The following is an 11514-nucleotide window of genomic DNA, read 5'->3' as shown; positions in this document are numbered from 1 at the left end:
CCGAAAGCGCGTCACCTCTTTGTCGAGAAACAGCTTCTTGCCTTGCATCTTCCCTCTACGAAAACTGGTTCTGCAACAGCCACTACCGTCTACTGGAACCACTACCCTATGAAGAACTTGCTACCTTTTCCCCTTTTTTATCTGACCCTGCTGCTCCTGGAAATGGTCGTTAGTTTTGGTTGCTTGCTTTTTACCTCCTTCGACCGCCGGGGAATTTTTGACGGGATTATCCTGTGGACGTTGTGGCGAGTGCTTTTTTACGGAATACCCTCTGTTATCATCCTCTGGGGGTGCTGGCGCTCCAGCGCCGGCTTGAGCGTCAACCGCCGGCTTTTACTTTTCTCAGTCGTCAACCTGCTTACCTATGTGGGACTCTCCGTCGTCAGCGAACGCCTATGGAAGAACGTCCCTTTGCCAGCCGAAGGTATTCTGTTTAGGGTGACATGTGTCGCCCTCATTGTAAGTCCCCTGATAATCGGGTGGATTCCATTTCTTAGGCGTCGAATTCACCACTTCTCTTGACGAACAAGCTTGTTTACTGCTGGCACAGCGGTGTGGTATAAATGTATGACGGGCTTTATTAGAAATTCATCACCAACTCATTAGTTGCGCCGGTAGGTTGGCATGTGAATGCCCTTTTCGGGGTGGTCGGGCCGGCCCACGAAAAAAGGGAAGCTGTTGTTGGAAACGCTGCCCTTGCCGTCGTACACGTTCACCAGCAGGCGGTAGGCGCCGCGGGCTGTGGGGGTGCGCACCACGGCGGTAAGCCCCCGGGCCTGGTCGATTGCGCCGGGAATGGGCTCCGGTGCCGTGCGGTTTTGCGGCAGGGTGTGAAACTCGTCCACGTCGCGGGTCACGCGCCACTCCACGCGCAGCGAGTCGCCCTCGGGGTCGGTGGCCGTGATGGAGGCGGGGTACGCTGCCCCCGGCGCCAGGGCCACGTCGTGGGTGTCGAGCTTGTTGTTGAGCAAGATGGGCCCTACGCGCGGGGCTTCGTTGGCGGGCTTTTTAGTAGTCCATAGCTTTTCAATCATGTCGACCATGGGTGTTTTCTCGCCGGTGGGCGCAAACAGGCTCAGCCACATGTCGGTTTGCTCGAAGCGGTTGCCCCAGTACAGCACGTAGGCCCCCAGGCAGTGCGAAGGGTGGCCGGCAATGGTGGAGACGTAGCCATTGCGCAGAAACTCGGCCTTGGCCGTGCCGCTCTGGTCCAGAGGCGCATCCCAGCTGGTAAGCGGCGACTCCCACCAGCCGCGCCCGCCAAACTCGCCGATGATGTAGGGCCCTTTCCACCCGGCCTCGGCAATGCGCTGCGGCTGCTCGGCCAGCTTGGTAAACACGTTGATGGTGAGCACGTCAAGGTCGGTACACAGGTGGGCAATGGAGGGAATGGAGTAGGTGCCGTCGGTGATGGTGGTGGTGACGGGGTGGTTGGGGTCCAGCTTGTGAATCATCCGGGCCGTCTCGTTCACAATCTGGTACACTTTAAAGTCGCCGTTGTGGTTGTCGAGCTCGTTGCCCAGGTTCCACATCAGCAGGGCGGGGTGGTTTTTGAAGCGCATCACCTGCCGGTACACTTCCGCCTGCTGCTCGGCCACGGCTTTGGGGTCGTAGTAGTCGAACTTCTCGTAGGGCGGCTTCATCCACAGGCCAAACATCACCGTCAGGCCGTTGCGCTGGGCCTCATCGAGCAGCACGTCGGCATAGGTGGCGGTATAAATCCGCACCGAGTTGCCCCCCTTCTCGCGGATAAGATTGAGCTTCTGCACCCCGGCTGCCCCCTTGATGAAGTAGGGCTTGCCATCGCGCTGCAGCGCATAGCCCTTGTCGGTTTTCACCACCTGCACCGGCACCACGCCGGACTCCGGCTGCAGCGGCTGCACGGTGTCGGCAACGGCTTCGGGCGTGGGGCGGCAGGCACTCAGCAGGCCGCAGCCTAGCAGGCAGGCGAGCAGGAATAAACGTGGGAGTAGCGGTAGGTAAATCACTGGAACAATAAGGTTCAAACACAATCTGGACAAGGCCAGGGGCCGGGCAGCAGCGGCAATGAGGCTAGTAGCCAGGGCCTTTAAGCTCCTCCGCTACATAAATCCCAGCGCCAACCCGGCTTTCTACGGCTGCTTTACGTTAAGAAGCAAGTTTTGGCGGCAGCTGCGCGCCGATAACCGCTTATAAGTCAAGTCAAACTATTTACGTTATTCTATGCAAGCAGAGCTTTACCCAAAGCATGAGTCAGTACCAGTGCCAGACATTTCCGCCGGCTTAATTGCCGGCGCCGCCACCGACGCCCCGCCGCAAATAGCCCAGGGAGTCACTGTTCAGTTTCGCGATGCCAAAGGCACCAAGCAGATGCGGGTGCTGGTCATTATCGGCCTGGCGCTGCTGGCCCACTTCATCTGGTGGTTTGCCGACTCCGACCACATCGGCTACGCGCCGCTGTACTGGCTGCTCACCATCTCACTGGGCTACAAGCTGCTGCGCATGCTGCACGAGTGGTACCACTACGTGCAGGTGAAAGAGCCGGTGCTGCCCGTGGTGCCGGCCACCGCCCCCCTGCGCAAAGTCGACATGCTGACCACGGCCTGCCCGGGCGAGCCGCACGAGATGATAATCCGGACCCTGGAGGCCCTGGTGGCCGTGCGCTACCCGCACACCACCTACCTCTGCGACGAGGGCAACGACCCCGACCTGCGCGCCGTGTGCGAGCGGCTGGGCGTGGTGCACGTCACCCGCGTGGAGAAAAAGAACGCCAAGGCCGGCAACATCAACAACGCCCTGCAGCAGGCCACCGGCGAGTTCTGCGTGGTGCTCGACCCCGACCACGAAGTGACGCCCGACTTCCTCGACCAGGTGATGCCCTACTTCGAAGACGAAACCGTGGGCTACGTGCAGGTGGTGCAGGCCTACGGCAACCAGAAAGACAGCCTCGTGGCCCTGGGCGCCGCCGAGCAGACCTACCACTTCTACGGCCCGCTGATGATGGGCATGAACGGCTACAACACGGTGCAGGCCATTGGCGCCAACTGCACCTTCCGCCGCAAGGCCCTGGACGGCATCGGCGGGCACGCGGCCGGCCTCACCGAGGACATGCACACGGCCATGCGCCTGCACGCGGCCGGCTGGAAGTCCATCTACGCGCCCGTGGTGGTCAGCCACGGCCTGGTGCCCTCCACGCTGGGGGCCTTCTACATGCAGCAGCTGAAGTGGGCCCGCGGCACCTTCGACCTGCTGGCGCACGTCTACCCCAAGCTGTTCAAGAACTTCACCTGGCGGCAGCGCCTGCACTACTTCACCCTGCCGCTGTACTTCCTCTCGGGCCTCATCGCCCTGATTGACATCGTGGTTCCCATCGCCTCGCTGCTGCTGCTCGACTTTCCCTGGCACCTGTCGCTGCCGGAGTTTGCCGTGCACATGCTGCCGGTTACGATGATAGGCCTACTCATTCGCTACAACGCCCAGCAGTGGCTGCGCGAGCCCCACGAGCCGGGCCTGCACCTGGCCGGGGGCTTCCTGCGCATTGCCACCTGGTGGGTGTACTCGCTGGGCCTGATTTACACCTTCCTCAACATCAAGGTGCCCTACATTCCCACGCCCAAGGAAGGCGAGGTCAAAAACGAGTGGCTGCTCAGCTCCCTCAACCTGCTGCTGGCGCTGGTATCCATCGGCGTGGCCGTGCTCAGCATGCAGGTGCCCGGCATCCGGGGCCCCTACACCAAGCTGATGGCCACGCTGGCCCTGGTGAATGCCGCCATTCTGCTGACGACGGTAATCATGGCCCAGCACGCGCTGCTCAACCGCCTGCGCCGCTTCCTGTGGTCTACGCGCCCGCTGTTTGCCCTCAAGAAGTGGGTCGATAATACGCTGGCGACCGGGGGCGGCGTCATCACCAGTCGCCTGCGCACGGGCTCCATTGCCTTTGCGGCCGGCCTGGCCATTCTGCACACCCTGGCCACGGCCGGCATTGTGCTGGTGCAGTGGCGCGAGCAAACGGCCATCTCCGACGACTACATCTGGACGCACACCGGCTTTGGCCCGCTGCGGGTGGGCGCGAGCGGCCACGGGCTGAAAGTGCCGGTAGCGGCCGCCCCGGCGGGGGGCGCGGCCACCGTGGTGTGGGGCCGGGCCCCCAAGGCTGCCAGCCAGGTGGTGGGCCTGGAGCTGCCGCCCGGCACCGCCCTTCAGGCGCCGGTGGAGGCCATTGAGGAAATCAACCAGCGCGGCAACATTCCGCTGCTCACCTGGACCGTCGACGAGGCTTCGGCGGGCAGCGCCACCTTCCGGCGGCAGGTGCTGCGCCTGGCCAAGCACGAAAACCAGGTGCTGCTGCGGCCCATCATCCACGCGGCCAGTCCGGCCGCTTACCGCGCCGCCTGGCAGCAGCTGGTGACAGGCTACCGCGCCTCCGGCGACACTTCCCTGGTGTGGGTGTGGACGCCCCCGCGCCCCGACTCTATCGCCGCCTACTTTCCCGGTGCCGCCAACGTAACCTGGGTTGCCGGCCACTGCCGCAGCACGGCTGAGGCCGCCAGCTGCTACGCCCCCTTCCGCCAGCAGGTGGCCGGCCAGATTGAGATGCAAAGCAAGCCCATCCTGCTGCTGCTCTCGCAGCCGCCTTCCACTGGCTCGGCCGAGTGGGCCCGGCAGTTTGGCACCCGCTACCCCGAAGTGAAAGCCGTGGTGTTTGGCCCCTCCCCGGGACGCCCGGCGCAAGCCCCGGCCCGCCCCACCACCAGGTAGCGCTTCGCTTCTACTGCTATCAGCAACCAGAAACGAGTAACGAGCACCCAGAAAACAGCAACCCAATTGATAGCTAAACTGAAATCCTACCTGAGCAGTCCGCAGGTGCTTTCCCTGGCCGGCAACCTCACGGTGTCGGCCATGAGCATTGTGTCGGTGTCGCTGCTGTTTCGGGCCCTGCCGGCGCGGGAGGTAGGCCAGTGGATTCTGTTCCTGACCGTGGTGGGCCTGGCCGATGCGTTCCGGGCCGGCTTTCTCACCACAGCCTTTATCCGGGCCCGCTCCGGGGCCACGCCCGAGCGGGCCGCCGAAGTAACCGGCTCGGCCTGGGCCATTGCCCTGGTTATTACCGCGGCGCTGGGCTTGCTCAACGTGGGCGCCTGGCTGCTGCTCAGCTCCGGCGATAGCGGCGCCACGGGCCTGCTGCTCCGCTGGTTTGGCGTAGCCCTGGCCGTGGGCCTCCCCCACTTCATGGCCGCCGCCCTCATGCAGTCGGACATGCGCTTCGACCGCATCCTCTGCATCCGGCTGCTTTCCCAGGGCCTGTTTGTGCTAGGTCTGGTGGGCCTGATTGTCAGCGGCCGCCTCAGCCTGGAGCTGGTGGTGTACAGCTACGTGGGCGCCTCGCTGCTCACCAGCCTGCTGGTGCTGCTGCTGGGCTGGACCGGCCTGGGCAGCCTGGGCCGGCGCAGTGCGGCCTGCGTGCGGGAGCTGGCCCACTTCGGGAAGTACAGCGTGGGCAGCTACGTGGGCGCCAACCTGCTGCGCAGCTCCGACACGTTTATCATCAATTACATGCTGGGGCCGGCGCCGCTGGCCGTGTACAACCTGGCCTGGCGCTTCATGGAAATCATCGAGATTCCGCTGCGCAGCTTCGTGGCCACGGCCATGCCGGCCATGTCGGCGGCCTTCAACCAGGGCCGGCTTCAGGAGGTGGCCCGCCTGCTGCGCAAAAATGCCGGCCTGCTTAGCTGGTGCTTTGTGCCCGTCAGCCTGGGCACCATACTCCTGGCCGATGTGCCCATCTACCTTATCGGCGGGCCCAAGTACGCGGGCACGGAGGCGGCCAACCTGCTGCGCATCGGCATGGTGCTGGCCCTGCTTTACCCCATCGACCGGTTTGTGGGCATCACCCTCGACGTAGTGAACCAGCCCCAGCTTAACATGGTGAAGGTGTTTCTGATGCTGGCCGTGAACGTGACGGGCGACGTGACGGCCCTGCTGCTGTCGGGCAGCGTGTACGGCGTGGCGCTGGCCAGCCTGCCCACGGGCATTGCGGGCTTCCTCTTCGGCTACGTAAACCTGAGAAAACACCTGCCCCTGTCCATTCGCGGCATCCTCGCCACCGGCCTGAGCGAGCTGCGCCAGCTGGCCCGGCAGGTCGTTTACAAAGCCGCGGCCGTGCTCAAGCCCCGGCAGGAGCTGCCTTAAGCCGGCAAAATGCCCTTTGCGTGTCGTTCAAATAGATTTCACGCAGGGTTTCGCAGTGGTAAACCGTAGTGTTTCGCAGTGTTTTTCAAAAGACCGTGCAGTACGGGGTGAAACAGCTCTTACCAAACAGTTCATGAGCTCTGAATGCATACACAAGCAAAGCAAGTCCGACTACCTAATACCTAATACCTAATACCTAATACCTAATACCTAATACCTAATACCTAATACCTAATACCTCTATGAGGCTCGCGCACCTGATTTTAGCTCACAAAAACCCCGGCCAGGTAGAACGCCTGATTCGGGCGCTGGAGCACGAGCAGTTCGACTTTTACATTCACCTCGATGCCCAAGCCGACCTGGCCGGGTTTGCCCGGCTGCAGGCCTTGCCCCGGGTGCGGTTTGTGCAGCCGCGGCACCTGGTGCGCTGGGGCTCCTACAGCATCGTGGAAGCCACCCTGCAGGGCATGCGGGAAATTCTGGGCAGCGGCATTTCCTACGACTTCATCAACCTGCTCAGCGGCCAGGACTACCCCATTCAGCCGGCCGACGCCATCTACCGCTTTTTTGCCAGCCAGCCCGGGCGCTCCTTTTTTTCTGTCGAGGCCCAGGGCTCGGCATGGTGGCAGCACGCCATCAGCCGGGTAGAGCAGTACCACACCGTGTATTACAAGTTCAGGTTGCAGTACGCGCTGGAGCGCCTGCTCAACCGGCTGCTGCCCCGGCGCCGGTTTCCCTTGTCGTACCAGCTTTACGGCGGCCCCTACGGCACCTGGTGGACCATGGACCGCGCCTGCGCTACCTACCTGGTCAGGTTTATGGACGAGCACGCCCACGTGCGCCGCTTCAGCCGCTTCACCTGGGGCTCCGACGAATTCCTGCTCTCCACCATTCTGATGAACTCCCCGCTGCGGCACAATGTCGTAAACGACAGCTACCGCTACATCGACTGGTCGGGCGGCGGGGCCAGCCCCAAGCTGCTGACGCTGGCCGACTTCCCGGCGCTGCAAGCCAGCGACCGGCTTTTCGCCCGCAAGTTCGACGTCGCCCACGACGCCGCAATTCTGGATATGATAGACCAGCAGCTGCTCCACCTTAAGCCGGCATCTAGCTGCTAGCGCACACCTACCTGCTCAGCGCAGCACCTGTACGCGCAGGTGCTGTACCTGCCGGCCACTTTGCAGCCGCAGCAGGTACAGGCCGCTGGCTACATCGTGCAAGCCAAGCCGCACGGTGTGCGGAATGCCGGCACTCAGCGTCCCGGAAAAAGCGGGCTGCAGCTGGCGCCCCTGCAGGTCGTACAGGTGGAGCTGGGCCGGGCCCGACTCGGCGGCTACCATGCGCACCTGCAGCTCGCCGCTGCTGGGGTTGGGAAACGCTTCCAGGCGGTTTGGGACAAGAGCGGCGGTGCTGCCGGCCGTGCCCGTGGCCTGCCCCACGGCAATGGTAACGGTGCCGGTGGCAAAGCGCACCGGCGTGCAGGGCTCCAGCCCGCCGTACTCCACCACGTAGCCGGCCGTCGTACTGCTGGCATTGCACTCCGACACGTCGTTCCACAGGCCCGAGGCGCCGTAGTACAGCAGGTAGTTTTCGCCGTTGGGCCGCGTAGCGCTGATTGAGTTATTGGGTTCGTTGGTGCTCCAGTTGGCGTAGCCCACGGCGCTGCCGTTTACGGCGCCCTGCCAGAACAGCTGGCCGGCTTCGGGCCCGGTTTTCCAGCGCCACTCCCCTTCCACTAGGTCGTCGGCCGCGCCCAGCCAGTACTGCCCGGTGCTGCGGCCGGCCAACACCGACATCTCCGCGGGCGAGGTCACGGTGGCCAGGTAGCCGCGCAGTCCCAGGTAGGTGCGGGCCGCTGCCGCGCTGCTGGCGGCCTGCCAGCAGATTCCCGGCGCGCTCACCAGCTCGTAGTAATGCCCCGACGCTTCGGAGGCCAGCACCCCGGCCGGCTCAATCAGGTACCTGAACGTTACCAGGCCGGTAAAGGCCGCTTCCGGCGTGTAGGTGTAGCTGCCGTTGGCATTGCTGGTGATGTTGCCCGAGCTGGGCAGGTGTACCCGGGACACCTGCAGCGCCTGCCCCTGGGGGTCGGTGTCGTTGGCCAGCAGCTGGGCGGCGGTAAATACCAGCGGCGTGGCCATGGCCGTGCTCAGGCGGTCAGGGTTGGCCTGGGGCTGGTTGGCTACGGGGTTACAGGGCTGGGCCGTCACGCGCACGCTCACGGTCGTTGTTACCTGGGCATTTTGCTGGTCGCGGGCTGTAAAGGTCATTGCGTAGGTGCCGGCCTCGGCCGCGGTGGGCGTCCAGGAAAACGTGCTTTCCACGAAGTTGCCGCTGGTGGGCAGCGCGGGCGTCAGGCTGGCGCCGGCGGGCACGCCCTGGGCCTGCAGGGTTACCACATCGTTGGCATCGGTATCGAGAGCCCTGACGGTGAAGGTGAGGGCCTGGCCCTGGGAAATCTGGTACAGCTGCCCGTTAGCCGGCGTGGGCGGAGACATAAACACGGGAGCAGCTAGTACCCCACCCCATGCCCGGGCGGCGGGTACCAGCATGACCAAGGCCAGCAGCATTCGAAGTGGGAGCCAAGGCGGGAGTAAACCAGTTTTCATAGCCAATAGAAGGACGTGTAAATGCACTGGTACGCAGAACCGCCTTCACTGGCCACCTGGCCCGGCACAAGCAGACCCAACCCGGCTCCATTCCTCAGCCTCCCGCGGGCAGATTACGCGGAACTGCACTCCTGCCAGCCGGCCGTTTTCGTGTAAGTATCCGGGGTGAAAGCTGCCATTTCGTGAAGGCTTACGACATCTCATAATTATTTATGATATATCATAAGCTTCTTCATTCATTCGTTACCGGTGCCAGCACTGCCGCCCTGGCGCCGCTTTGCGCCTGAGCTAAGCACATAAGCCTTATAGCATTGAAAATTTCAACCCAGGCCCATGTGCAATTGCATGCCTAACAGCATCTCATAAACAGAAAGCCATTTTAAAAGGGTAGCCGACACTCAACAGCAGCAGCTCAGGCCAATCCTTATGACATATCATAATTTTTCACTTTAACTGGCACCCGGCAATAGCGCCTGCTCCACGCCACTTTTTCCTTCACCTTCATTTTCCTCTATATGGTCAAGCCGTTACTTTATCTGCGCCGGGCCGTGCTGGCCGGCAGTCTTATGGTTGCCCTGACTACGCCGGGGCGGGCGCAAAACCCGGCCCACCCGGCGCACGACCAGGAGCTGCGTTGCGGGTTCGAACTTGAGCAGCAGGCGGCGTTCCGGCAGGACCCCGGGGCGGCGGCGCGCTACCAGCAGCTTCTGCAAGGGGCCGCCCAACTCGCCGCCGACCCGGCCCGGCTGGCGGCCCTGCCCGACGTGACGGTGCCGGTGGTGGTGCACATCATCCACACCGGCGGAACCAACAACATCTCCGACGCCCAGGTGCACGACGCCCTGCGCATCCTCAACGAGGACTTCAGCAAGCGCAACCCCGACACCAGCACGGTGATTCCGGCCTTCCGGCCCCTGGCGGCCAACGTGGGCTTTCAGTTCCGGCTGGCCAAGCTCGACCCCAACGGCAACTGCACCACGGGCATTACCCGCACTTTCTCGCCCCTGACTAATGTTGGCGACAACCAGATGAAAAGCCTGATTGTGTGGCCTCTGAACAGATACCTCAACATCTGGGTCAGCTCCGCCGCCAACGGCTTTGGCGGCGGATATGCCTATGGGCCCTGTGCGCCTTTGCCAAACGCCGGGGTCGTGATTCGGCACCCTTACTTTGGCAGCATCGGCACGTCCACCGGCAGCAACGTCGCTGCGCGCATGCTCACCCACGAAGTCGGCCACTACTTTGGCCTGCCCCACACCTGGGGCCCCACCGACAACCCCGGGCAGGCCTCCAACTGCGGCATGGACGACGGCATTGCCGACACGCCCAACACCATCGGCTCCCAGTACAACTGCAACCTGGCCTTCGCCCCTTGCACCGACGCCAACGGCCAGCCTATTCTGGCCAACGTGCAGAACTACATGGACTATGCTTCCTGCCAGGCCATGTTCACGCTGGGGCAGCGGGCCGTGATGCGCGCCGGCCTGCAGCTGGCCTGCCGGGCCCAGCTCACCACGGCGGCCAACCTGCTGGCCACGGGCACCAACGACGGCTTCACCAACGGGCCCTGCGCCCCGGTGGTAGTGTTTGAGCCCACTTCTACTAAAATCTGCGAAGGCGCCACCGTCACCTTCCACGACTACACCTACAACGACCCGGATGGAAGCTCGCGCAGCTACAGCTGGAGCTTCCCGGGCGGCATGCCCGCTACCTCCACCCTGCCCAACCCCTCCGTAACCTACCCTACCCCGGGGCTCTACAGCGTAACGCTGACCGTAACGAGCACCCCCGGCGGCACCAGCACGCGCACCCTGCCGCAGCTGATGCAGGTAGCCGGAGCAAACACGGGCCTGAGCGGGCCGGTGCTGGAGTCGTTTGAGAACCCTGCCTTCCCCAACACCTTTGCCGCGCCCGACCCGCGCAACTGGGCCACTACCTCGACCGCCCCGGCAACGGTGGCCCCGCCGTGGCAGCGGGCCAACCCACCCGGGGGCGGCCTGGTCGCGAGCGACGGCGCTGCCTGCGTGTGGGTACGCAGCAACCTGCTGGCCACCAACACTTACAACTGGCTGACCTCGCCCAACATCAACCTGAGTGGCTTTAGCGCCGCCAGCCCCCCGGTGCTGAGCTTCGACCGGGCCTACGCCCAGCTGCCCACGCCCGTGGCCGAAAACCTGCAGGTGCAGCTCAGCACCGACTGCGGCGCCACCTGGAATACAGTCGCCTCCTATTTCAGCGCAGTGCTCAACACCATGGGCCCGCTGCGCACCAACGGCTTCATGCCCTCGGCCGCCACCGACTGGCAGTCCCTGCAGATTTCTATAGACCCCAGCTTTATTGGCCCCTTCTTCCAGCTGCGCTTCCAGCTTGTCAGCCAGCAGGGCAACCCCCTGTACCTCGATAATATCCGCATTGCCCTGCCCAGCGCTACCCGCAGCACTGCCCTGGCCCAGCGCTACGAGCTGCGTGTGCTGCCCAACCCCGCCACAGCCGAAACGAGCGTGGCGCTGCGCATGCCCGCCCCCGCCGCCGTGCAGGTGCGCCTCACCGACCTGCTGGGCCGCCAGGTGCTGCCTTCAATAAGCACGCGCCTGGCCGCCGGCCGGCAAACGGTGGCCCTGCCCCAGGCTGCCCAGCTGGCACCCGGCCTGTACCTGGTGCAGGTGCTCACCGAAGGCCACACCCTAACGGTCAAGCTGGTAGTGCGCTAGGCGCCTGCGCAGCAACCTTTCCTCGC

At 63.8% G+C, this 11514-nt stretch carries 7 protein-coding genes; 5 read left to right on the top strand and 2 right to left on the bottom strand.

Features of this window, described 5'->3' with window-relative positions:
- Window positions 1-522, top strand: a 522-nt coding sequence (locus ABD919_RS00515; protein ID WP_345232800.1) for a hypothetical protein, incomplete at its 5' end; no start/stop codon positions are given.
- Between the two features lie 80 nt (window positions 523-602).
- Here the strand turns inward: ABD919_RS00515 and ABD919_RS00510 are convergent.
- Complete coding sequence (locus ABD919_RS00510; protein ID WP_345232798.1) at window positions 603-1988, bottom strand: glycoside hydrolase family 2 TIM barrel-domain containing protein; 1386 nt, start codon at window positions 1986-1988, stop codon at window positions 603-605.
- Between the two features lie 253 nt (window positions 1989-2241).
- On the opposite strand from ABD919_RS00510, the gene ABD919_RS00505 reads away from it, so the two are divergent.
- The 3 genes from ABD919_RS00505 to ABD919_RS00495 all read left to right on the top strand — a co-directional run bounded on the left by ABD919_RS00505 (window position 2242) and on the right by ABD919_RS00495 (window position 7286).
- Window positions 2242-4737, top strand: coding sequence for a glycosyltransferase (locus tag ABD919_RS00505; RefSeq protein ID WP_345232797.1), 2496 nt, complete (start codon window positions 2242-2244; stop codon window positions 4735-4737).
- Window positions 4738-4803: 66 nt separating this feature from the next.
- Window positions 4804-6168 carry a lipopolysaccharide biosynthesis protein gene (locus ABD919_RS00500; protein WP_345232795.1) on the top strand — a complete coding sequence of 455 codons (1365 nt, stop codon included), beginning with the start codon at window positions 4804-4806 and terminating at the stop codon, window positions 6166-6168.
- A 242-nt stretch (window positions 6169-6410) separates the two neighbouring features.
- Complete coding sequence (locus ABD919_RS00495) at window positions 6411-7286, top strand: beta-1,6-N-acetylglucosaminyltransferase (RefSeq protein ID WP_345232793.1); 876 nt, start codon at window positions 6411-6413, stop codon at window positions 7284-7286.
- Between the two features lie 15 nt (window positions 7287-7301).
- On the opposite strand, the gene ABD919_RS00490 is transcribed toward ABD919_RS00495, so the two are convergent.
- A complete protein-coding gene (locus ABD919_RS00490; protein ID WP_345232791.1) occupies window positions 7302-8738 on the bottom strand; it encodes a cadherin-like domain-containing protein in 1437 nt (478 codons plus the stop codon).
- Between the two features lie 554 nt (window positions 8739-9292).
- On the opposite strand from ABD919_RS00490, the gene ABD919_RS00485 reads away from it, so the two are divergent.
- Window positions 9293-11488, top strand: coding sequence for a M43 family zinc metalloprotease (locus ABD919_RS00485; protein WP_345232789.1), 2196 nt, complete (start codon window positions 9293-9295; stop codon window positions 11486-11488).
- Window positions 11489-11514: the final 26 nt, after the last annotated feature.

This window comes from Hymenobacter saemangeumensis, assembly GCF_039541835.1.
GTDB classification, from domain to species: domain Bacteria; phylum Bacteroidota; class Bacteroidia; order Cytophagales; family Hymenobacteraceae; genus Hymenobacter; species Hymenobacter saemangeumensis.
The sequence above is the reverse complement of the archived record's forward strand: the minus strand, read 5'-3'. Positions and strand labels throughout refer to the sequence as shown.

Bases quoted from the DNA above. Each gene is read 5' to 3' on its own strand.
- ABD919_RS00490 (WP_345232791.1), bottom strand. From the start codon at position 8,738: ATGCTGCTGGCCTTGGTCATGCTGGTACCCGCCGCCCGGGCATGGGGT.
- ABD919_RS00485 (WP_345232789.1), top strand. From the start codon at position 9,293: ATGGTCAAGCCGTTACTTTATCTGCGCCGGGCCGTGCTGGCCGGCAGT.
- ABD919_RS00495 (WP_345232793.1), top strand. From the start codon at position 6,411: ATGAGGCTCGCGCACCTGATTTTAGCTCACAAAAACCCCGGCCAGGTA.